General features: G+C 68.1%; 18 protein-coding genes. 14 read left to right on the top strand and 4 right to left on the bottom strand.

The window, feature by feature from the left end; translation table 11 throughout:
* The first annotated feature begins 50 nt into the window (after positions 1-50).
* The 4 genes from B2869_RS12415 (at position 51) to B2869_RS12400 (ending at position 4842) form a co-directional block, all read left to right on the top strand.
* On the top strand, positions 51-1853 hold the full coding sequence (locus tag B2869_RS12415; protein ID WP_292767019.1) for an acetolactate synthase large subunit: 1803 nt from the start codon (positions 51-53) through the stop codon (positions 1851-1853).
* Between the two features lie 3 nt (positions 1854-1856).
* Positions 1857-2366, top strand: coding sequence for an acetolactate synthase small subunit (ilvN, locus tag B2869_RS12410; protein ID WP_017830816.1), 510 nt, complete (start codon positions 1857-1859; stop codon positions 2364-2366).
* Positions 2254-3474: a ketol-acid reductoisomerase gene (ilvC, locus tag B2869_RS12405; protein WP_292767013.1), complete on the top strand. Its 1221-nt coding sequence runs from the start codon at positions 2254-2256 to the stop codon at positions 3472-3474. Before ilvN ends, ilvC begins: the two co-directional genes overlap by 113 nt.
* A 93-nt stretch (positions 3475-3567) precedes the next feature.
* Complete coding sequence (locus B2869_RS12400) at positions 3568-4842, top strand: alpha-L-fucosidase (RefSeq protein WP_373695364.1); 1275 nt, start codon at positions 3568-3570, stop codon at positions 4840-4842.
* 18 nt (positions 4843-4860) lie between these two features.
* Here the strand turns inward: B2869_RS12400 and B2869_RS12395 are convergent, their stop codons facing one another.
* Positions 4861-6012, bottom strand: a complete 1152-nt coding sequence (locus B2869_RS12395) for an ROK family transcriptional regulator (RefSeq protein ID WP_021200380.1) — start codon at positions 6010-6012, stop codon at positions 4861-4863.
* Between the two features lie 200 nt (positions 6013-6212).
* On the opposite strand from B2869_RS12395, the gene B2869_RS12390 reads away from it, so the two are divergent.
* The 6 genes from B2869_RS12390 (at position 6213) to B2869_RS12365 (ending at position 13298) form a co-directional block, all read left to right on the top strand.
* On the top strand, positions 6213-7472 hold the full coding sequence (locus tag B2869_RS12390) for an ABC transporter substrate-binding protein (RefSeq protein ID WP_029265506.1): 1260 nt from the start codon (positions 6213-6215) through the stop codon (positions 7470-7472).
* Positions 7473-7519: 47 nt separating this feature from the next.
* Positions 7520-8425, top strand: coding sequence for a carbohydrate ABC transporter permease (locus B2869_RS12385; RefSeq protein ID WP_017830811.1), 906 nt, complete (start codon positions 7520-7522; stop codon positions 8423-8425).
* Positions 8415-9323, top strand: coding sequence for a carbohydrate ABC transporter permease (locus B2869_RS12380; protein ID WP_029259044.1), 909 nt, complete (start codon positions 8415-8417; stop codon positions 9321-9323). Before B2869_RS12385 ends, B2869_RS12380 begins: the two co-directional genes overlap by 11 nt.
* 2 nt (positions 9324-9325) lie before the next feature.
* Positions 9326-10303 carry an ROK family protein gene (locus B2869_RS12375; protein ID WP_292767003.1) on the top strand — a complete coding sequence of 326 codons (978 nt, stop codon included), beginning with the start codon at positions 9326-9328 and terminating at the stop codon, positions 10301-10303.
* Positions 10304-10416: 113 nt separating this feature from the next.
* Positions 10417-11961 (top strand): M81 family metallopeptidase, encoded by a 1545-nt coding sequence (locus B2869_RS12370; protein ID WP_292767163.1) that lies wholly within the window; start codon positions 10417-10419, stop codon positions 11959-11961.
* The gene (locus B2869_RS12365; protein WP_292767000.1) at positions 11958-13298 is read left to right on the top strand and encodes an alpha-L-fucosidase; all 1341 of its coding nucleotides are present in this window, start codon (positions 11958-11960) and stop codon (positions 13296-13298) included. Before B2869_RS12370 ends, B2869_RS12365 begins: the two co-directional genes overlap by 4 nt.
* Positions 13299-13373: 75 nt before the next feature.
* Here B2869_RS12365 and B2869_RS12360 read toward each other — a convergent pair whose 3' ends face one another.
* Positions 13374-16208: an FAD-binding and (Fe-S)-binding domain-containing protein gene (locus B2869_RS12360; protein WP_292766997.1), complete on the bottom strand. Its 2835-nt coding sequence runs from the start codon at positions 16206-16208 to the stop codon at positions 13374-13376.
* An 86-nt stretch (positions 16209-16294) separates the two neighbouring features.
* Between B2869_RS12360 and B2869_RS12355 the strand changes: the two genes are divergently transcribed.
* Complete coding sequence (locus B2869_RS12355) at positions 16295-16957, top strand: GntR family transcriptional regulator (RefSeq protein ID WP_292766994.1); 663 nt, start codon at positions 16295-16297, stop codon at positions 16955-16957.
* A gap of 14 nt (positions 16958-16971) precedes the next feature.
* Here B2869_RS12355 and B2869_RS12350 read toward each other — a convergent pair whose 3' ends face one another.
* Complete coding sequence (locus B2869_RS12350) at positions 16972-17925, bottom strand: hypothetical protein (RefSeq protein ID WP_292766991.1); 954 nt, start codon at positions 17923-17925, stop codon at positions 16972-16974.
* A gap of 83 nt (positions 17926-18008) precedes the next feature.
* Here B2869_RS12350 and B2869_RS12345 point away from each other — a divergent pair, with 83 nt between their 5' ends.
* The 3 genes from B2869_RS12345 (at position 18009) to serA (ending at position 20533) form a co-directional block, all read left to right on the top strand.
* Positions 18009-18473, top strand: a complete 465-nt coding sequence (locus B2869_RS12345; RefSeq protein WP_021200389.1) for a hypothetical protein — start codon at positions 18009-18011, stop codon at positions 18471-18473.
* Positions 18470-18805, top strand: a complete 336-nt coding sequence (locus B2869_RS12340) for a hypothetical protein (protein ID WP_021200390.1) — start codon at positions 18470-18472, stop codon at positions 18803-18805. The genes B2869_RS12345 and B2869_RS12340 overlap by 4 nt, the downstream gene beginning before the upstream one ends.
* Positions 18806-18928: 123 nt before the next feature.
* Positions 18929-20533, top strand: a complete 1605-nt coding sequence (gene serA / locus B2869_RS12335) for a phosphoglycerate dehydrogenase (protein ID WP_029259053.1) — start codon at positions 18929-18931, stop codon at positions 20531-20533.
* 91 nt (positions 20534-20624) lie between these two features.
* On the opposite strand, the gene B2869_RS12330 is transcribed toward serA, so the two are convergent.
* On the bottom strand, positions 20625-21167 hold the full coding sequence (locus B2869_RS12330) for a TetR/AcrR family transcriptional regulator (RefSeq protein WP_292766986.1): 543 nt from the start codon (positions 21165-21167) through the stop codon (positions 20625-20627).
* Positions 21168-21210 lie beyond the last annotated feature (43 nt).

The raw sequence follows: 21210 nt of genomic DNA, 5'->3' as shown, positions 1-21210 counted from the left end.
CCGGACGCTCCGACGTCCGGCGTCCTCCACAGATCATCAGAAGGAAACTCATGACTGCTGATACCGCCCCGGCCGTGCCGAGGCCGCCCGCCCGTCAATCCTCTGCGCCGGAGATCACCGGCGCGGAGGCCGTGGTCCGCTCGCTCGAGCTGCTCGGTGTCACCGACGTGTTCGGCCTTCCCGGAGGTGCGATCCTCCCGGTCTACGACCCCCTCATGGATGCCTCCGAGCTGCGCCACATCCTGGTGCGGCACGAGCAGGGCGCCGGTCACGCGGCCGAGGGCTACGCATCGGCCTCCGGCAAGGTCGGCGTGTGCATCGCGACCTCCGGGCCCGGTGCGACCAACCTCGTGACCGCGATCGCCGATGCCTACATGGACTCGGTTCCGATGCTCGCCATCACCGGCCAGGTGTTCTCGACGCTGATGGGAACCGACGCGTTCCAGGAAGCCGACATCGTGGGCATCACGATGCCGATCACCAAGCACTCGTTCCTGGTGAAGGATGCCGCGGACATCCCCGGCGCGATCGCCGCGGCCTACGAGATCGCGGGCACCGGACGCCCCGGCCCCGTGCTGGTCGACATCACGAAGGATGCGCAGCAGGCGACCGCCCCGTTCGTGTGGCCGCCCAAGATCGACCTCCCCGGCTATCGTCCCGTCACGAAGGCGCACGGCAAGCAGATCCAGGCCGCGGCGACGCTGCTCGCCGAGGCCAAGAAGCCGGTGCTGTACGTCGGCGGTGGTGTGATCCGCGGCAAGGCGTCGGCGGAGCTCCTCGAGCTCGCGGAGTCCACCGGCGCGCCGGTCGTCACCACGCTGATGGCGCGCGGCGCGTTCCCCGACTCGCACTCCCAGCACCTCGGAATGCCCGGCATGCACGGCACGGTTCCCGCCGTGCTGGCGCTCCAGGAGGCCGACCTCCTGGTGTCGCTCGGCGCCCGGTTCGACGACCGCGTCACGGGTAAGGCGGCTCTGTTCGCGCCGAACGCGAAGGTCGTCCATGTCGACATCGACCCGGCCGAGATCTCCAAGATCCGCACGGCCGATGTGCCGATCGTCGGCGACGTGCGCGATGTGCTCACCGATCTCGATGCGGCCTTCCGCGGGGCGACCTCCGGCGCGAAGCCCGACATCGAGGAATGGTGGTCGTACCTCGACGGACTGCGCACCGAGTTCCCCCTCGGATACGCGCCGACGACGGACGGCCTCCTGGCTCCGCAGTATGTGATCCAGCGGATCGGCGAGCTCACCGGCCCGGAGGGCATCTTCGCCTCCGGCGTCGGTCAGCACCAGATGTGGGCGGCACAGTTCATCAAGTACGAGCGTCCGAACGCCTGGTTGAACTCCGGCGGGGCCGGGACGATGGGTTACTCGGTTCCCGCCGCGATGGGGGCCAAGGTGGCACAGCCCGAGCGTCCGGTCTGGGCGATCGACGGCGACGGCTGCTTCCAGATGACGAATCAGGAGCTCGCGACCTGCACGATCAACAACATCCCGATCAAGGTCGCGATCATCAACAACTCGTCGCTCGGCATGGTCCGACAGTGGCAGACGCTGTTCTATGACGGCCGGCACTCCAACACCGACCTGAACACGGGTCACGGCACGATCCGCATCCCCGACTTCGTGAAGCTCGCCGAGGCCTACGGCTGCCTCGCGATCCGCGTGGAGAAGGAGGAGGAGGTGGACGCCGCCATCCAGCTCGCGCTCGAGACGAACGACCGCCCCGTGGTGATCGATTTCGTCGTGAGTGCCGACTCCATGGTGTGGCCGATGGTCCCGCAGGGAGTCAGCAACAGCTATGTCCAGTACGCCCGCGAGCACGCGCCCGCATTCGACGAGGAGGACTGAGCCATGTCGACCCACGTGCTGAGCCTGCTGGTGGAGAACACCCCCGGCCTGCTGACCCGTGTCGCGGGGCTCTTCGCCCGCCGCGGCTTCAACATCGACTCCCTCGCCGTCGGCGTGACGGAGGTGCCGGGCATCTCCCGCATCACCGTCGTCGTCGACGTCGACGAGCTTCCGCTCGAGCAGGTCACCAAGCAGCTCAACAAGCTGATCAATGTGATCAAGATCGTCGAGCTCGACTTCGCCACCTCCGTGCAGCGCGAGCACATGCTCGTGAAGGTGCGCACCGACAACGCCACGCGCTCGAACGTGATCGAGGTGGTGAACCTCTTCCGCGCCTCCGTGGTCGACTACGCCTCCGACGCACTCGTGATCGAGGTGACCGGCGACAAGGGCAAGGTCGATGCGATGCTGCGCGCGCTCGAGCCCTTCGGCATCAAGGAGATCGCGCAGTCCGGCCTTCTCGCGATCGGCCGCGGCGGCAAGAGCATCACCGAACGTGTCCTGCGCGGCTGACCAACCCGAGTACCGAGTTTTCGCCGCTCATCGAGTGCGCGAAGCAAGACGAAACGCAAAGAACAAGGAGAAACACATAGTGAGCACCGAGATCTTCTACGACGCCGATGCAGACCTGTCCCTGATCCAGGGCAAGAAGGTCGCGATCGTCGGCTACGGATCGCAGGGTCACGCCCATGCGCAGAACCTGCGCGACTCGGGTGTCGAGGTCGCGATCGCCCTCAAGGAGGGCTCCAAGTCGGCAGCCAAGGCCGAAGAGGCCGGCTTCCCGGTGAAGACCGTCGCCGAGGCCACCGAGTGGGCCGACGTCATCATGATCCTCGCGCCGGACCAGCACCAGCGCACGATCTACAGCGAGTCGATCGCGCCGAACCTGACGGCCGGCAAGACGCTCGCCTTCGCGCACGGCTTCAACATCCGCTTCGGTTACATCGATGCTCCCGAGGGCGTCGACGTGATCCTGGTCGCCCCGAAGGCTCCCGGCCACACGGTCCGTCGCGAGTTCGTCGCCGGCCGCGGCATCCCCGACATCATCGCCGTCGAGCGCGACGCATCGGGCAAGGCATGGGACCTGGCGCTCTCGTACGCGAAGGCCATCGGCGGCACCCGTGCCGGCGTGATCAAGACGACCTTCACCGAGGAGACCGAGACCGACCTGTTCGGTGAGCAGGCCGTGCTCTGCGGTGGCGTGAGCCACCTGGTGCAGGCCGGCTTCGAGACGCTGACCGAGGCGGGCTACCAGCCGCAGATCGCGTACTTCGAGGTTCTGCACGAGCTCAAGCTGATCGTCGACCTGATGTGGGAGGGCGGCATCGCCAAGCAGCGCTGGTCGATCTCCGACACCGCCGAGTTCGGCGACTACGTCTCGGGTCCGCGCGTCATCGACGAGCGCGTCAAGGAGAGCATGAAGGGCGTGCTGGCCGACATCCAGTCCGGCGCCTTCGCGAAGCGCTTCATCGACGACCAGGACAACGGGGCCGAGGAGTTCCTGGCACTGCGTGCGAAGGAGGAGCAGCACCCGATCGAGGTCACCGGCAAGGAACTGCGTTCGCTCTTCGCATGGAAGCAGCAGGATGAGGACTACGTCGACGGCAGCGCCGCGCGCTGATTCGATTCTCGAAAGAACGGGCGTCCCTTCGGGGGCGCCCGTTCTTCGTGACCGAGGTCATTCTGCCTGTAAACATCCGATGTCTATGCCAGGATGGAGGACATGCGACAGGAATGGTTTGACCGGGCCCGGTTCGGCATGTTCGTCCACTTCGGCCTCTACAGCGGGGCCGCCCGGCACGAGTGGGTCCAGAATTACGAACGCCTCACCGACGAGGACTACCGGCAGTATTTCGAGCACTTCGACCCCGATCTCTTCGATGCGAACGCCCTGGCGCGCACGGCGAAGGAGACCGGCATGGGATACGTGGTGCTCACCACGAAGCACCACGACGGATTCTGCCTCTGGGACTCGAAGCTGACGGACTTCACGTCGGTGACGAACACCGGGCGCGACCTCGTTCGCGAGTATGTGGAGGCGCTGCGGGCCGAGGGCCTCAAGGTCGGCCTCTACCACTCGGTGATCGACTGGCATCATCCCGACTTCACGGTGGACTGGAATCACCCGCGCCGTGACGACGAGGGCGCGCACGCGCTGAATGTCGGGCGCGACATGGCCGCGTACCGCGACTACCTCCACGGGCAGGTGCGCGAGCTCCTCAGGGAGTACGGCGACATCGACTACCTCTTCTTCGACTTCACCTACCCCGAGGAGAAGGACGGATGGGTGGGCAAGGGGCCGGGCGACTGGGACGCGACAGCCCTGCTCGACCTGTGCCGGGAGCTGCAGCCGAACATGCTCGTGAATGATCGTCTGGGCATTCCGGCCGACTTCGTCACCCCCGAGCAGTACCAGCCGACCTCGCCGATCGTGCGTGACGGCGTGCCGCTGACCTGGGAGGCGTGCCAGACGCTGAACGGCTCCTGGGGCTACCACCGTGACAACACCGATCAGAAGTCGCCCACCATGCTCGTGCAGATGCTGGTGGACTCGGTGTCGATGGGCGGCAACATGCTGTTGAACATCGGCCCGGACGGACGTGGGGCGATCGTGCCCCGCGATGCGCAGACGCTGGGGGAGATCGGCGAGTGGATGCGCCTGCATCGGGCCGCCGTGATCGGCGCCGGGCACGCGTCGTTCACCCCGCCGCGCGAGGGGGTGTACACGCGTAGGGGGAACCGCCTGTACCTGAACCTGTTCAGTTGGCCGATGGGCTTCGTGCACCTGCCGGAGCTCGCCGGGAAGGTGTCGTACGCGCGGCTGCTGAACGACGGATCGTGGCTCCGGACCAGCGTGTCTGATCCGGATCGCGAGGCGGATCTGATGACGCCTGCGGGGGAGGCCGAGGGGACGCTGACGGTGCACCTCCCGGTGCGACGCCCCGACGTGCTCGTGCCCGTGATCGAACTGACGATGATCGACGACTGAGTCCCTCGTGGCGGCGGCTCAGGCCGTCGCCACGGGGATGTCCATGCCCTCGAGTGCGAGGCGTGCGGCTCCATGCAGGATGGCATCCGCACCCGTGGTCGCGGACTCGATGCGCAGGCGCTGCGTGGCGAGCGGGTGGCACGCCTCGTAGACCCGGCTGCGGACGGCGGCGATGAACGGTTCGGATGCGCTCATGCTGCCAGTGAGGAACACGGCGTGCGGGTTGAAGAAGTTCACGACTCCGGAGAGTGCCTGTCCGAGGTGCGTGCCCGCCGTGCGCACCAGTGTCGTGGCGAGCGGATCCGCATCACGCGCCAGGCTGAGCACGTCCGTCGTCGTGTGCACGGAGTCGTTGCCTCGGTCGCGCATCTGGCGCACGAGGCTCGCCCCGCTGGCCACGGTCTCGAGGCAGCCGGTGTTGCCGCAGGAGCACGGGATGTCACCGCTGCCGTCGATGCGGGTGTGCGTGATGTCCCCGGCGGCGGAGGTCGCGCCGCGGTGTACGCGTCCGTCGACGATGATGCCGCTGCCGATCGCGGTTCCCGCCTTCACCGTGATGCTGTGGCCCGTGTGGCCGAAGCGCTCTCGGTGCTCGCCGAGGGCGGCGAGATTGGCGTCGTTGTCGACCGCCACCGGAACGTCGTAGCGCGTGGAGAGGTGCTCGCCGACTCGGAACCCCGGCCATCCGGGCATCCGCGATGGCTGATCGACCGAGCCTGTCGCGATGTCGACGGGGCCCGGAAGGCTGATGCCGATCGCGTGGACGCGGCCGGCGGACGCCAGGCGGTCGAACACGACACCGAGGCGGTCGAGCGTCGCCTCGGGGCCCTCGGTCACATCGACGGCGATCGACTCGCTGTCCAAGAGGGCGCCACTGAGGGAGTGCCTGCCGATGCGCGCGTGGCCGCCGCCGAGGTCTGCCGAGAGCACGAATCCGTCGGCGGCGATCTGGAGGACCCGGGGACGTCGTCCGCCGCGCGAGGTGCCATCGCCCGCTTCGCGGAGGACTCCGGCGTCGAGCAGGGACTGCACGCGGAGTCCGACCGTCGATGCGGCGACGCCGAGCGATGTGGCGAGCTCCGATCGCGAGCGGGCCTCGCCGCGCGCGACGAGGTCGAGGATACGCCGCGTGTGCGGGTCGTCGACGGTGGTGTCAGCGGTGTTCGTCATGGGAGCACTTTCCTGTCGGAGCATCGTCAGCGTAGCGGGGGATGGTCGTGTTTCCCGGGAGTTACGAATTATCAAGGTCCGATAAACATCGGATGTTCAGCTTGCGGCCCCTTGCGAAGTGTGAAACGGTAACTTCATACGAAATCCTACTAGGTTAATTCGAGCCTCGAAATAACCAGTTCCCTTCCAGGAGGCATTCAATGAAGAAGTTGCGTGTAGGGGCTGTTGTCGCCGTCGCCGGCGTCGCAGTCGCGATGACCGGCTGCGCGAGCGGCAACGGCACCGGCGGTTCCGCCGACGGCGACACGATCGTCGTCGACATGTGGGCGGGGAGCGAGTCCGACGTCGATGCCCTCGAGGCCCAGGTCGCATTCGCGCAGGAGCAGAACCCCGACATCAAGATCAAGCTGCAGACGTCGCCGTGGAGCGACTTCTTCACGAAGCTCACCACCAACATGGCCAGCGGCAACATGGCGTGCGTGACCGGTATGAGCGGAGCGCAGCTGGGCGGCTACACCGGCGGATTCCGTGAGCTGAGCGATGCCGACCTCAAGACGGCCGGCATCGACTGGTCCGAGTTCAACCCGAGCGCCGACGGCATCCTCAGCTTCGAGGGCAAGACCTATGGCGTGCCCTTCGACGTCGCCACCATGCTCGTGTACTACAACCAGGACATGCTGACCGCAGCGGGCGCCCCCACCCCGGAGATCGGGTGGACGTTCGACGACTTCGACACCATCGCCGCCGCTGCCACCAAGGACGGCAAGTACGGCTTCGGCATGGGCATGGGTGGATACCAGTGGATGTCGATGCCGATCGCGTACTCCGCGACGCAGCCGGCCTCCGAGGACGGCACCCTGCACATCGACGAGAAGGCGTTCGTCGACGCCTCGACCTGGTACGCCGAGCTCGTGACCGAGAAGAAGGTCGCGGCCCCCGTGGCGTCCGCCTCCGACACCGGATGGGGCGAGAACCAGTACACCGGCGCCAATGCCGCGATGGCCGTCGACGGCACGTGGAACGCCGTGAGCTACCTCGACAACGAGTCCGGCTTCGCCGCCGGCATGGTGCCGCTGCCCGCAGGCGCGGACGGCAACCCCGGCCCGATCCTCGGCTCCGGTTACGGCATCTCGGCCAACTGCAAGAACCCGGAGGCCGCCCTCAAGGTTATGGGCTCGCTTCTGGGCGAGGACGCGCAGGACTACATCGCATCCTCGGGACGCTCGTATCCCGCGCGCACGTCGTCGCAGCCGCTGTACTTCGAGTCCATCGACGAGAAGTACCGCGACCAGGTGCAGTCGGTGTTCGAGGCCGCGTTCGGCGACACCGTTCCGCTGTACATGACGAAGAACTGGCAGAAGCTCGACAGCTACATCCAGCCCAACCTGGTCAGCGTCTACAACGGTCAGATGACGATGGAAGAGCTGCTCTCCAACGCGCAGGCGCAGTTCGGCGAGTGACCCGGCTCCGGCCACCGCAGTAACGCAGCAACAGAGAAAGAACTGAGATGACGATCACGACGAGACGTCGACGATCGCTCGCCAAGGTGGAGGCCGGTCAGGCGCTGGGGTTCGCAAGCCCCGCCCTGATCGGGCTCGCCCTGTTCACGATCGTGCCCGTCGGGCTCTCGATCGTGATGAGCGTCTTCGACTGGCCGACCTTCGGCGAGCGGACCTTCAACGGCGTGGACAACTACGTCAAGCTGTTCACCAGCAGCCCCGACTTCTGGCCGGCGCTGCGCAACTCGGCGGTATACACCCTGCTCTACGTGCCGCTGAGCGTCGCTCTCTCGCTCGTGCTCGCTCTCGGCCTCGGATCGCGAATCCGCGGACGAGGAGCCCTGCGCGTGCTCTTCTTCATCCCCGTGGTGACTCCGATGGTCGCCAACGTGCTGGTGTGGAAGATGATGCTGCAGCCGCAGGGGCTGTTCAACGGTCTCTCGCAGACCTGGTTCGGCATCGAGCTGCCGAACTTCCTCGCCGATCCGTCATGGGCCATGATCATGGTCGTCGTGATGAGCGTCTGGCAGGGGCTCGGCTACAACATGCTGATCTTCTCGGCCGCTCTCGAGCAGCTCCCCGAGAGCGTGCTGGAGGCGGCGAGCATCGACGGCGCCCGAGGGTTCCGCCGGGTATGGAGCATCATCATCCCGATGATCTCGCCGTCGATCTTCTTCGCGACGATCATGACGATGATCACCTCCCTGCAGGTGTTCGTCCAGCCGCAGATGCTCACCGGCGGCGGTCCCGGCAACGCCACCAAGCCGCTCGTCATGTACATCTGGGAGCAGGGGTTCACCTTCGGCGACCTCGGCCTCGCCGCCGCGGCCGCGTGGATCCTCTTCGCGATCATCATCGCGATCACCGGGCTCCAGTTCGCCGCGCAGAAGAAGTGGGTGCACTATGAGCACTGAGACCCTCGTCCGCCCCACGGGCCGTGCCGGCCGCTCCGATCGGGAGCGTGCGCGCGGCGCGGCGACCACACCGGGTGCCCGCGCGCGACTGATCCTCGCCCATGTCGCGATCTACATCGCGGCGCTGATCTTCATCTCCCCGCTGATCTACGCGTTCTTCTCGGCGCTCAAGCCGAACGCCGAGATGTTCTCGATGCCGCCGACTCTGGTGGGTTCCGAGCTGCGGTGGAGCAACTTCGTCGACGTGTTCGCCTACGGGCCGTTCCTGACCTACATCATGAACTCCTTCATCGTCGCGATCGGCGGCACCCTCGTCGTTCTGGTCGTCTCGACCACGGCAGGGTACGCCTTCGGGCGTCTGCGCTGGAAGGGCCGCGACGCGGTGTTCGTGCTGTTCCTCGCGACGCTCATGGTGCCGGCCGAAGTCCTCGTCATCCCGATGTTCCAGGTGATGCAGTGGTTCAACTGGGTCGACACCTACCAGGCGCTGATCCTGCCCTTCGCCTTCGGGGCCTTCGGCACGTTCCTGATGCGGCAGTTCTTCCGCGGCATCCCGTACGAGCTGGAGGAGGCGGCACGCGTCGACGGCGCCGGCCCCGTGCGCTCGTTCCTGCAGATCATCCTTCCCCTGTCGAAGTCGGCCGTGGCGGTGCTCGCGGTGTTCACGTTCCTCTCGTTCTGGAACAGCTACCTGTGGCCGCTGATCGTGACGGTCGACTACAACGCGCACGGAACGCTCCCCGTCGGACTCGCGAGCTTCGCAGGACTCACCGGCACGCGGTGGGACCTGCAGATGGCCGCGGCCATCATCTCGATGGTGCCGACGACGATTCTCGTGATCGTGTTGCAGAAGCACCTCGTCAAGGGCATCGCGATGGCAGGACTGGGCGGGCGCTGAGCATGATCGGTCAGGAACAGCGCACCACCATGCCCGTCGACGGCGTCGTCCTCCCCAACGGCACCGGTCTGGTCGGGATCGACATCGGCGGCACCAAGATCGCGGCCCTCCTCGTCAGTGCCGAAGGAACAGTCCTCGCCAGGGGAAGCGTCCCGGCACCCGCTGCCCTCGGCGGAGGCGCGATGGCCGATGCGGCGGCAGAACTCACCCGCGCGCTGGTCGCCGAGGCCGACGTGACACTCGTCGCGGCAGGGGTCGGCGCAGCGGGGGTCATCGACCACGAGACCGGGACGATCCGCGCGGCATCGGCCACCTTCGTCGGGTGGGCGGGGTTCCCCCTGGCGGACGAACTCGAAGCACGTCTCGGCGTCCCCGTACGTGTCGAGAACGACGTCAACGCCTTCCTGCTCGGCGAGGCAGCCGCCGACGGGCGCACGGACCGCGATGTGCTCGGCGTGATGCTCGGCACGGGCGTCGGCGGTGCGCTCATGATCGACGGTGAGCTCCATCACGGTCCGCACGGTGCGGCGGGGGAGATCGGACACACCCCCGGCTACAGCGAGCTCGTGTGCACCTGTGGTCAGACCGGCCATCTGGAGACATTGGCGTCGGGCACCTCGATCGCACTGCGCTTTCAGGAGCGCACGGCGGGACCTATCCTCGACGCCAGAGACGTCGCCGACCGTGCCCGACAGGGCGACGTGGACGCGATCGCGGTGTTCGACGCCGCCGGGCACGCGCTCGCGCTCGCGTGTGCCAGTGCGGCGACGATCATGGATCTGCCCTGTGCGATCGTGGGCGGCGGCGTCGCCACCGCCTGGGACCTCCTCGAGCCGGCGATCGCGCGCACGCTGCGCACGGACTCCCCGGTATCGGGCATCCCGCTGCGCATCATCCCCGCCGTCCTCGGTTCCGATGCCGTCGCCCTCGGCGCCATCGAGACCGCCCGCCGCGCCCTCGTGGCGGCACGAGCAGACTGATCCCGGTTCGCACCGACCACTCGATGAGCCCCCACCACCCGATGAGTCCACCCGACGAGCCCCGACAAGGAGCACACCACGTGACTGCACGTCCCGAAGCCCACGAGATCTGGATGGGTTCCCTTCCTTCCGTCGCAGACGGCGGGCTCCCGAGACCCCGCATCGGCATCGCCGGGATCTCGATCGAGTCGAGCACGTTCTCCCCTCATATCTCCGGTGACGAGGCCTTCACGGTCCGCACCGGAGAGGCCCTGCGCTCGTACTATCCCTTCCTCGAGGACGGGCGCGAGCTCGAAGCCGCCGCGGAGTGGGTACCGCTCACACACGGACGCTCCTTGCCGGGCGGAGCCGTGGCTCCGGAGACCTACCACCGGATGAAGGATGCGATCGTGGAGGGCATCCGCACGCAGGGGCCCTTCGACGGCTTCTTCTTCGACATCCACGGCGCCATGAGCGTCGTCGGCATGGAGGACGCCGAGGGGGATCTCGCTCTCGCGGTGCGCGCGGCCCTCGGCCCCGACACGCTGGTGTCGACCTCGATGGATCTGCACGGCAACGTCTCGGAGGTGCTGCGCGACGCGGTCGATCTGCTGACCTGCTACCGGATGGCGCCGCACGAGGACTGGATGAACACCAAGGAGCGGGCGGTGTGGAACCTGCTCTCGCGACTGCGGGGGCCGCACGGCACCGACCCGCTGCGTCGGCGCCCGTTCACGGCGTGGGTGCCGGTCCCGGTGCTGCTGCCCGGGGAGAAGACCAGCACCCGCCTGGAGCCGGCGCGCAGCATCTACGCGCAGCTGCCCGAGATCGAAGCGCTTCCCGGCGTCGTCGACGCCTCGGTGTGGATCGGCTATGCCTGGGCGGACGAGCCGCGGTGCCAGGCGTACGTCGTGGTCACCGGCGACGACGAGGAGCTGATCGCGCGCGAGGCCGAGCGCGTGGCACGGATGTTCTGGGACGCCCGCGAGGACTTCGTCTTCGTGGCCGAGACCGGATCCCTCGATGAGGCGCTCGAGAAGGCGCTCGCCCCGGGAGCGCCGCATCCGTACCTGATCTCGGACTCGGGCGACAACCCGACCGCCGGTGGTGCGGGCGACGTGACCTGGACGCTCGCGCACCTGCTGCAGCGTGCGGAGCTGACCGACGGCAGCCGCACCACTCTGGTCGCCTCGATCTTCGATCCCGTGGCCGTCGCCCAGGCAGCGGCCGCCGGTGTCGGCGCCACCGTCACCCTCGACGCCGGCGCAGGGGTCGACGCAGGCCCGCACGGCCCCGTGCCGATCACCGGGACCGTGTTCTCCCTCACCGACGGGGATCCCGATGCGGGCACGCAGGTCGTGATCGCAGTGGGCGGGCTGCACGCCATCATCACCGAGCGCCGCAAGCCGTTCCACCACCTCTCGGATTTCCGGATGCTGGGGCTCGAGCCCACGAGCGCCGACATCGTCGTAGTGAAGATCGGCTACCTCGAACCGGAGCTGTACGAGCTCGCCGTGGGCTGGACCCTCGCGTTGACGCCCGGAGGTGTCGATCAGGACCTGCTGCGTCTGGGCCACCACCGCCTGCGGCCCGGCGTCTACCCCTTCGACCCGAACGGGAATCCCGATCTCACCGCGGTCGTCGTCCGTCGCGGAACCCCTGAGGAGCAGAGCGCATGATGAACTTCGAGAAGCGCACCGGACCGGACCTCGGCGCGGACGCTCCGACGTACCCGACGCAGGGTGTGCCCGACTGGTACCGCGACGCGAAGCTCGGCTTCTTCGTGCACTGGGGCCTCTACTCGGTGCCGGCGTGGGCCGTGCAGCACGGCGAGGGCGTGAACATCCCGACCGAGGACGCGTACGCCTGGCACCAGTACGCAGAGTGGTACGGCAACACCGTGCGCATCGCCGGCAGCCCCACGTGGGAGCGGCATCAGCAGCTGTTCGGGCCGGGCACCTCGTACGAGGACCTCGCCGATCGATGGGATGCCTCGGCGTTCGACGCGGATGCCTTCGTGGGCGAGCTCGTCGGCGCGGGAGCCCGGTACATCATCCCCACGACGAAGCACCACGAGGGGTTCTGCCTGTGGGGCACCGCGACGACCGGCTTCAACGCGGTGGCTCGTGGTCCGCGCCGTGACCTTATCTCCGAGTTCCACGATGCCACCCGCCGGGCGGGTGCGAAGTTCGGCGTCTACTACTCGGGCGCGCTCGACTGGCATGTGAGCGACTTCCCGGCGATCGAATCGGACACCGATCTGTTCCGGTTCCGTCGCAACGACGCGCACTTCGCCCGCTACTCCGCCGCACAGCTCGACGAGCTCGTGGCGCGCTTCTCGCCCGACGTGCTCTGGAACGACATCGAGTGGCCGGACGGCGGCAAGGGGCGTGACGAGTACGCGGTCGCCGCGCTCCTGGAGCGGTACTTCGATGCCGTACCGGATGGTGTCGTCAACGACCGCTGGGGTGTGCCTTACCACGGGTTCCTCACGCGCGAATACACGGACATCCCCGAGATCATCCCGGAGCCATGGGAGTCGACCCGCGGCCTCGGCTACTCGTTCGGTTTCAACCAGGCGGAGGACGAGCGGCACTCGCTGTCCGGTGCGGCGCTCATCCGCCTGCTCGTCGACGTCGTGGCCAAGAACGGCAATCTGCTGATCAACGTGGGCCCTGCGGCCGACGGCTCGATCCCGGAACTGCAGCGGAGCGCGATGCGCGAGTTGGGTGCGTGGCTGCAGGCGAACGGACACGCGATCTACGGCACACGACCGTGGATCCGGATGGGGGAGCGGAGCGGCGCTCCGCGTCGCTACACGACCACAGGGCCGACGGTGCACGTGCACGCCCTTGACCCGAGCGTCGGCGCGATCGGGTTGCCCGATGAACTGCGCACGCGCGATCTGCGCTGGTCGGACGGGTCCGTCGCCGAGCGGTCGGCTCAGGACAGCGCGGTCGTCGTGATCCCGGCCGGTCTGCGCGAAGAGGCTGTCGCGGTCCTGTCCGCAGGCTGAGACGGATCGGATCGCGACGAGGCGAGGGCCCTCCCGACCACGAGTCGGGAGGGCCCTCGCTGTGTGCGTCCGCGCTCAGGGGCGTGTGAGCTCCTCGAGCACCTCGATCACATGCCGATACGGTCGCCCTGTGGCGCGTGTCATCCCGATCTCGCAGGTGCGGTTGGCCGACACGAACGCATCGAAGTCGCCGCGCGTGCTCTCGGCCTCCGCGATCTCCGCCGACTCCTGAGCGGTCGCGCTGGCCGTGAGCTCGGGGTGCAGCATGCCGCGGTCCCCGGCGAAGGCGCAGCAGCCCCACCCCTCGGGGACGAACACGTCGTCGGCGACGGCTCCGGCGATCGCGGTCAGTGCCCCGGTCGCCCCGAGCGCCGTCGTGGAACAGGTCGGATGCACCGCGATGGTGGGCAGCTTCGCGGTGACGGTCAGCTTCGGCAGCACCTCGCGGGCCACGAAGGTCGTGGCGTCCTCGATACGCAGCCCGGCGTACCGGGGGTTCTTCGCGACCGACTGTGCGAGCATCACGTCCAGGCCTTCGGTGCAGGACGCCGCATCGCACACCACGGGAAGCTCGCCGTGCCGGCTCGCGACCCACAACGACTCCAGGACCCGGTCCGACATGCGTGCGTATCCGTCGAGATGGCCCTTCGACTTCCACGGTGTGCCGCAGCAGAGTCCGCCGTTCTCCTCGGGGATCACGACGGGGATCCCCGCCCGGTCGAGCAGTGCATGCAGGGCATCCCGAGATCCCTCGCCCTCACCCTCCGCACCGAACATCGTCCCGATGCAGGCGCCGAAGAAGACGGCCTGCGCATCGGTCGGCGACTCCGGGCGCGGCGGCTTCGAGCCGCCGTGGGGGAGGCCGCCGTCGTAGAGGGGCACGGTGTCGGTGCCGAGGACCGCGCGGCCGAGATGGGTGACGCCGCGCACGAGCGGAGCGGGGAGGGCATCGGCGACGGTGAGCGCGACCCCTCCGGCCCGGGTGACCGTGCCCCAGTGCTTCGCGGCCACGCCCCACACCGCGCCTTCGATCGCGTTCGACTGCTCCGCACGAAGCCGACGCACGAGGTCGCCGGTGTTGATGTCGACCGGACAGGCCACACCGCACATGCCGTCGACCGCACACGTCTGGACGCCGTCGTAGTCGTAGTCCTTCTGCAGGTCGCGCAGCAGGTCGGTGTCGCCCTGCTCCTCGGCCCACGCCATGTCGCGGCGGAGCACGATGCGCTGTCGAGGTGTGAGGGTGATGCTCTTGCTCGGGCAGGTCGGTTCGCAGTAGCCGCATTCGACGCAGCGGTCGACCTCGCCCTCGACCGTCGGCACCCGCTTGAGGTCGTGCAGGTAGGAGTCCGGGTCGTCGGAGAGGACCACCCCCGGATTCAGGATGCCGTCGGGGTCAAGGAGGCCCTTGATCTCCCACATCATGTCGGTGAGCTCGTCACCGTACTGGCGGCGTACGAACGGCGCCATGATGCGCCCGGTCCCGTGCTCGGCCTTCAGCGATCCCTGCTGGGACAGCACGAGGTCCACCAGATCATCGGTGAAGCGCCGATAGCGCGCGATGCTGTCGGCATCGTCGAAACGCTCGTTGAGGAGGAAGTGGACGTTGCCGTCCTTGGCGTGCCCGAAGATCACCGAGCCCTCGTACCCGTGCGCGGCGAACAGGTCGATGAGTCGCTCGCACGTGTGGAGAAGACGCGGCACCGGCACCACGATGTCCTCGAGGAGAGCCGTCGTTCCCGAGGGGCGGGCGCCGGCGACCGCGGTGTAGAGACCTTTGCGCACGTGCCACAGTGCGGCGCGTTCTCCGGAGTCGGTGGTGAGGCGCGGTGTCACGGCGAGCGGCAGTGCCTCGAAATGCGCCTGTGCCGTCGCACTCGCCTCCCTGAGCGCATCGTCGTCGGAGGCGTGCACCTCCACCAGGAGAGCGGCGTGCCCCTGCACCTCGATCTCCGCGATCGATGCCGGGACGTCGCTCAACCCCTGCGCGACCCGGAGGGAGGCGGCATCCATGAGCTCGATGGTGGCGAGTCCGAGTCGGGTGAGGTCGGGAAGTGCCGTCATCGCGGCGGACAGCGTCTCGAACACGAGCAGCCCCGTCGCGATCGACGGGCGTACCTCGATCGTGCGGAAGCGGGCCTCGGCAACGAAGGCGAGTGTGCCCTCGGAGCCGATGATGAGGTGCTCCAGGATGCGCACGGGGTCATCGAAGTCGAGGAGCGCGTTCAGCCCGTAACCCATCGTGTTCTTCATGGAGAACTGCTGGCGCAGGAAGGCGACGCGCTCGGGCGAGGCGAGCAGACGTGCCCGCAGATCGAGCAGGCCCTCGGCGATCGCGGGTTCCGCGGCATGCAGCAGCTCGTTCGCATCCGGACGGCCGGTGTCGAGGATCGTTCCGCTCGGGAGCACGATGGTCATCGACTCGATCGTCCGGTATGAGTTCTCGGTGATGCCGCAGGCCATTCCGCTGGAGTTGTTCGCGACGACTCCGCCGATCGTGCATGCGATCTCGCTGGCGGGGTCGGGGCCGAGCTTGCGGCGATAGCGCGTGAGTCTGGTGTTGACCTGGCGCACGGTGGCGCCGGGGCCGACGCGCACGGTCGCGCCGTCGTCTTCCACGCGGATCTCGCGGAAGCTGCTGCGGGTGTCGACGAGGATGTCCCCGCTCACGCTCTGCCCGGAGAGGCTGGTGCCCCCGGAGCGGAACGTCATCGTGCGGCCGGCGGCGCGAACGGCTCCGAAGGCGCGTGCCACCCCTTCGGCATCCGCGGGGGAGAGCACCGCATCCGGGATCAGCAGGTAGTGGGAGGCGTCGTGGGCGCGGGCGAAGCGGTCGATGGAGCGCGAATGGACCTGAGTCGCGGAGCCCAGCAGGTCGGGGTCCAGCGGTTCGGCGAGGGTGGTCGGCACGGTGCTCCTCTGCTCCGTCGGAAGGTGATCAACACGATTGTCAGACAAGTGTACCGAGCATGCGGCTCTTCGATAGGCTGACCCGCATGACCACCACTTCGGACGCACCGCTGGGGATCGTCGGCGTCGTGGATGCCGTCACCGCACAGCTGCGCGGTCGTATCCTCGGGGGCGAGATCCGCTCGGGGGATCCGATCACGGAAGCGGCCGTGTCGCAGACCTTCGGAGTTGCGCGTCCCAGCGCGAAAGCGGCGATCGAACAGCTCGTCGCCAGTGGCCTGCTCGTGCGCACCGCGCATCGAAGCGCGCGTGTGGTCGGGATCGACCCCGCGACAGTGCGTGACGTCTACCGCACCAGGGCCCGACTCGAGAGCGCGGCGCTTCGCGAGCTCGCGAAGACCAGCACCGTGCCGAGCGCGGCGCGCGATGCGAATTCGGAGATCCTCGCGATGCCCCCGGGTCCCGACCCGGCGACCGTGAACCCCGATCTGCGGTTCCACACCGCCATCATCGATGCACTCGACAGCGAACGCACCGGGCGCATGTACCGCAGCGTGCTCGACGAAGTGCGGCTGTGCATGGCGCAGGTGCAGGGGCGCCGGCTCGTCGACGCCTCGGTGATCGCGTCGCAGCATGCCGAGATCCTCGACGCGGTCGCTTCAGGCGACGGAGAACGGGCAGCGGCTCTTCTCGACGCGCACCTGTCGTCGGCCGAGCAGCGGCTGGTGGAGGCGCTCGACGCGGAGTAGCGCCGAGCGGGCCGTCACTCCGCCGGAGCTTCCTCGACCACGATCGGGGCTTCGGCCGGATCAGCCCACACCGGTGCCGGGAGCACGGTGTCGGTCTGGCCTGCCTGGATCGATCGCAGCGCCTCGGTGATCTGCTCGTCGTTCTCGGGGACGGGAAGGTCGCAGGCGCGCAGTTCCGAAGCGAACTGCAGGGTCAGCCGGATCTTGCCCGCCTCGACGGCCTGTGCGGTCGTACCGGTGCGGATCTCGCTCCCGGTCTGGATCGCCGGGACGTCATCGCAGACGTGGTAGACCTTGCCGCCGTCGACCCAGACCACCTCGTCCTTGCCCAGAAGCTGGATCACGGCCGACTGGTCGGCCGTGTACTGCTCGACGGACGCCGGAGCGAAGTCGACGCCGATGAAGACGGCCAGGGCCGCGAGGACGACGCCGACGATTCCAGCCGTGGTCTTCTGGCCCTTGTCCATGTCCTTGTTGAGGAAGATCAGGATGACCAGCGGGAGGAACGCCACGACTGCGACGATCGCACCGAGCTGGTTCTGCACGAAGAACCGCGTCTTGTCCGCCCTGCGCGCGGGGTCGAGGCGGTTGGCCTTCTTCCACAGCACCGAGCCGGTGATGGACAGGGCCGCGATCACGACGAGCAGCACGAGGAGCGTGATGAACGCCCACTGCGGGAACGTCGCGGTGACACCCTGCTCCTCGAGCAGGCCGGTGTCGGGGTTGCGGACGAGGGTGCCGTCTTCGCCGACGAACACACGCTGGCGCAGGAGCCAGAAGATGCCGACGCCTTCGCCGATGATCGCGACAGCCCAGAGGATGGCGGCGATCCAGCGGAAGCGCGTCGCCTTGGCCTTGGCTTCGGGGGTGGGGACCCAACCGGCAGGTGGTTCGGTCGCCGTGCTCTTCGCGGACTGGGCGACGCGGGCGTCGCTGTTCCCGGTCTCGGCGTTCTCGCTCCCAGCCACGGTGTTCCCTTCCCCTCCGGTGCCCGCCGTTCCGGCTCAAGGCAACCCCGATCCTAGTGGACCGGGTGTCCTACGCTGGGGACATGACTTCCGATTCCGACGACGCGCTCAGCTGGGACGGCGACGAGGCCTCGACACCGAAGGATCGCGCGCTTCCGCACGGCTGGAACGCCGTCGGCAAGGGCAGCGACGACGTCGGGACGATCGAGGACGACGGCACCGTCACACCGGCGACCGACGACGAGCCCTCGGGTCTGAGCACCCCGATGCTGCTGCTCGTCGGTGTCGTCGGCGGCGTCTACCTTCTCTACACGATCGGCTGGATCGTCGGAGGGCTCCGGTTGCAGCCGCTGGCATCCTTCCTCGTCTCCGACGTGATGTTCCTGCCGTGGTTCTTCCTCGCGATCGCTGCGCCCGCCCTGTGGTTCCTGGCGACCTGGGTGCTCACACGGGGGAGTGCGGCCTGGATCCGCGTCGCGGTGCTGTTCGCGGGGGTCGTGCTCCTCGTCCCCTGGCCCTTCGTCACCGTGGGGGTGATCGGATCATGACCACGTCGTCGAACGAAGCGCAGGTATCCGCGGATTCTCCGCGTTGGCTCGTCGGGCTCGTCATCGGCCTGGCAGGACTCTTCTACGCCTACGCGGTCTGGAATGCCGTCGCGCACCTCATCACGATGGCCCAGACCGGACTGAGTGGCGGCGGGTGGGCGACGCTGCTGTTCGGTGTCGCCTTCCCCGCGATCGTGTTCGTCTTCGCCTATGTGATCGGCCGGCGGCGCCGTGTCGGCGAACTGGCGCTCGTGTTCCTCGCCGGACTCGGCGTCGTCGCGGTGTTCTGGATGAGTCTGATCGCGCTGAGCCTCACGATGCCCAGCGCGTGAGCGGCCTGCCGTGCCGCGTCACACGGCACGGAGGGCTGCGTCTGCTCCGGTAGAGTTGACGCGATCGCGCCCCCATGGTGTGCGGCGCATCGGCCCCTGCCGCGCTGCCCCGAAGGATCCACTGTGCCGAAGCCTGTCGTGCTTATCGCCGAAGTACTCTCTCCCGCCACGATCGACGCTCTCGGTCCCGACTTCGACGTCCGTGACGTCGACGGCACCGACCGCGAGGCGCTGTTCGCGGCGCTCGCGGATGCTGATGCCGTTCTGGTCCGCTCGGCGACGCGCATCGACGAGGAAGCGCTGGGGCACGCCCCGAAGCTGAAGGTGGTCGCCCGCGCCGGAGTGGGCCTCGACAACGTCGACATCAAGGCGGCCACGGCTGCCGGCGTCATGGTCGTCAACGCGCCGACCTCGAACATCGTCTCCGCCGCCGAGCTCACGGTGGGCCACATCCTGAGCCTCGCCCGCCGCATCCCGGCGGCGCATGCCTCACTGTCTGCCGGTGCCTGGAAGCGCAGCTCCTTCACCGGCGCCGAGCTGTTCGAGAAGACGGTCGGCATCGTCGGTCTCGGCCGCATCGGCGCGCTCGTCGCCGCGCGCCTCGCGGCTTTCGACATGCGGGTCGTCGCCTACGACCCCTATGTCACGTCTGCCCGCGCACAGCAGCTCGGCGTGCAGCTGCTCTCGCTCGACGAGCTCGTAGCGGAGTCGGACTTCCTGACGATCCACATGCCGAAGACGCCGGAGACGACCGGCATGATCGGTGCCGAGCAGTTCGCGGCCATGAAGCCGACCGCCTTCGTGGTCAACGTCGCACGCGGTGGGTTGATCGACGAGGAGGCGCTGCACGCGGCCCTCGTCGCGGGCGAGATCGCGGGTGCCGGGCTCGACGTGTTCACCTCCGAGCCTCCGGCAGAGGGGGGCACCGCGCGGCCGCTCCTCGACCTGCCCAACGTCGTGGTCACCCCTCACCTCGGTGCCAGCACCGAAGAGGCACAGGAGAAGGCCGGCGTCTCGGTCGCCCGCTCCGTGCGCCTCGCGCTCGGCGGCGACCTCGTCCCCGACGCGGTGAACGTCGCGGGTGGCGTCATCGATCCCTACGTGCGTCCCGGCATCTCGCTCGTCGAGAAGCTCGGCCAGATCTTCGCGGCACTCGCGACGTCGCCGCTCACCAGCCTCGATGTCGAGGTGCACGGAGAGCTGAACGACTACGACGTCAGCGTGCTCAAGCTCGCTGCGCTCAAGGGCGTGTTCACGAACATCGTCAGCGAGACGGTCTCTTACGTCAACGCGCCGCTCCTCGCCGAACAGCGGGGAATCGCGGTGCGTCTGCTCAAGGATGACGTCAGCGACGAGTACCGCAACGTCATCACCCTCGCGGGCGCGTTGTCCGACGGCTCGCAGCTCTCGGTGTCCGGCACGCTCACCGGTCCGAAGCAGACCGAGAAGCTCGTCGGCATCAACGACCACCGGCTCGAGCTGCCGATCGAGAAGCACCATGTCGTGATGCTCTACACCGACCGCCCCGGCATCGTCGCCGTGTACGGCCAGAAGTTCGGGGAGGCCGGCATCAACATCGCCGGCATGCAGATCGCCCGTCAGGCCGCCGGGGCCCAGGCCCTCAGCGTGCTGACCCTGGACTCGCCGGTCTCGGACGAACTGCTCGACGACGTGCGCGACGCGATCGACGCCGACCTCTTCCGTCAGATCGAGATCACCGAGGTCTGATCGCACAGGTCTGGCTGCACCGGTCTCAGTGCGCAGATGCAGAAGAGGGCGGGAGCGTGATGCTCCCGCCCTCTTCTCATGTCTCGGTGGGTCAGGCCGTGGCGCTGAGGACCAGGGCGATCAGCTCGGCGAGTTCGTCGCTGCGGGGGACGAGCCGCTCGGGGCCGTGCACGTCTAGCGAGTTGTTGAAGTAGAGCCCGTCGCTCACGAGCATCACGAGGTCGAGGCTCGCATTGTCGCGCACATGCGGGCGGATCGTCTCCGCCCAGCGTCGTCGCGTGTCGCGGAGCATGTCGGCGGCAGGGATCGATCCGCCCTGGGCCAGCCGCGTCGTGGCGATCAGCACGCGATCGAGGGCGTCGTCCTCCATGACCGAGGTGCGCACGTAGTAGGCGACCGGCCCCTCGTCGGCTGCGGTCATGCGTTCGAGGTCGAGCGTCGTGAGTCGGTCGAGCCGCTCGACGAGCCCTGCCTCCAGTTCATCCTTCGACCCGAAGTGGTAGAGGAGGCCACCCTTGGAGACGCCGGCCGCCTTCGCGGTCGCATCGAGCGTCGCTGCACGTTCGCCGTCTTCGATGAGGATCGCTTCGAAGGCGTCGAGCACCTTCTCGCGGGCGAGGGGAGGTCGGGGCATCGTGGATCCTCTGCACAGGGGAGGGGCGGGAATTCTGTTACTA

Origin of the sequence: Microbacterium sp. UBA3486 (assembly GCF_002377845.1) — a bacterium.
GTDB lineage: Bacteria > Actinomycetota > Actinomycetes > Actinomycetales > Microbacteriaceae > Microbacterium > Microbacterium maritypicum_A.
This window is presented reverse-complemented; position numbering and strand designations above follow the sequence as displayed.

Bases quoted from the DNA above. Each gene is read 5' to 3' on its own strand.
- B2869_RS12375 (WP_292767003.1), top strand. From the start codon at position 9,326: ATGATCGGTCAGGAACAGCGCACCACCATGCCCGTCGACGGCGTCGTC.
- ilvC (WP_292767013.1), top strand. From the start codon at position 2,254: ATGCGATGCTGCGCGCGCTCGAGCCCTTCGGCATCAAGGAGATCGCGC.
- B2869_RS12330 (WP_292766986.1), bottom strand. From the start codon at position 21,167: ATGCCCCGACCTCCCCTCGCCCGCGAGAAGGTGCTCGACGCCTTCGAA.
- B2869_RS12370 (WP_292767163.1), top strand. From the start codon at position 10,417: ATGGGTTCCCTTCCTTCCGTCGCAGACGGCGGGCTCCCGAGACCCCGC.
- B2869_RS12390 (WP_029265506.1), top strand. From the start codon at position 6,213: ATGAAGAAGTTGCGTGTAGGGGCTGTTGTCGCCGTCGCCGGCGTCGCA.
- B2869_RS12385 (WP_017830811.1), top strand. From the start codon at position 7,520: ATGACGATCACGACGAGACGTCGACGATCGCTCGCCAAGGTGGAGGCC.
- B2869_RS12340 (WP_021200390.1), top strand. From the start codon at position 18,470: ATGACCACGTCGTCGAACGAAGCGCAGGTATCCGCGGATTCTCCGCGT.
- B2869_RS12395 (WP_021200380.1), bottom strand. From the start codon at position 6,012: ATGACGAACACCGCTGACACCACCGTCGACGACCCGCACACGCGGCGT.
- B2869_RS12415 (WP_292767019.1), top strand. From the start codon at position 51: ATGACTGCTGATACCGCCCCGGCCGTGCCGAGGCCGCCCGCCCGTCAA.
- B2869_RS12380 (WP_029259044.1), top strand. From the start codon at position 8,415: ATGAGCACTGAGACCCTCGTCCGCCCCACGGGCCGTGCCGGCCGCTCC.
- ilvN (WP_017830816.1), top strand. From the start codon at position 1,857: ATGTCGACCCACGTGCTGAGCCTGCTGGTGGAGAACACCCCCGGCCTG.
- B2869_RS12355 (WP_292766994.1), top strand. From the start codon at position 16,295: ATGACCACCACTTCGGACGCACCGCTGGGGATCGTCGGCGTCGTGGAT.
- B2869_RS12365 (WP_292767000.1), top strand. From the start codon at position 11,958: ATGATGAACTTCGAGAAGCGCACCGGACCGGACCTCGGCGCGGACGCT.
- B2869_RS12400 (WP_373695364.1), top strand. From the start codon at position 3,568: ATGGAGGACATGCGACAGGAATGGTTTGACCGGGCCCGGTTCGGCATG.
- B2869_RS12345 (WP_021200389.1), top strand. From the start codon at position 18,009: ATGACTTCCGATTCCGACGACGCGCTCAGCTGGGACGGCGACGAGGCC.